This is a genomic window from Burkholderia sp. MSMB1459WGS, assembly GCF_001534535.1.
GTDB lineage: Bacteria > Pseudomonadota > Gammaproteobacteria > Burkholderiales > Burkholderiaceae > Burkholderia.
In genome coordinates this window covers 1-517 of record NZ_LPMU01000086.1, presented here as the reverse complement: position 1 = coordinate 517, position 517 = coordinate 1, and the positions used below count along the sequence as shown (strand labels likewise).

The 517-nt window shown below is 54.9% G+C and carries 1 rRNA gene; it reads right to left on the bottom strand.

Annotated elements, in window-relative coordinates:
- Positions 1-452, bottom strand: a 16S ribosomal RNA gene (locus WT97_RS31360); the annotation flags it as partial.
- Between the last annotated feature and the right edge of the window lie 65 nt (positions 453-517).

Here is a 517-nt window from a genome sequence, read left to right as displayed (position 1 = left end):
GGATTTCTTTCCGGACAAAAGTGCTTTACAACCCGAAGGCCTTCTTCACACACGCGGCATTGCTGGATCAGGCTTTCGCCCATTGTCCAAAATTCCCCACTGCTGCCTCCCGTAGGAGTCTGGGCCGTGTCTCAGTCCCAGTGTGGCTGGTCGTCCTCTCAGACCAGCTACTGATCGTCGCCTTGGTAGGCCTTTACCCCACCAACTAGCTAATCAGCCATCGGCCAACCCTATAGCGCGAGGCCCGAAGGTCCCCCGCTTTCATCCGTGGATCGTATGCGGTATTAATCCGGCTTTCGCCGGGCTATCCCCCACTACAGGACATGTTCCGATGTATTACTCACCCGTTCGCCACTCGCCACCAGGTGCAAGCACCCGTGCTGCCGTTCGACTTGCATGTGTAAGGCATGCCGCCAGCGTTCAATCTGAGCCAGGATCAAACTCTTCAGTTCAAACCTGTTACTGTTTTCGGTTCTTTCGAACCGGTCGCTCACTCAAAGCTGACAGGAATATGAAT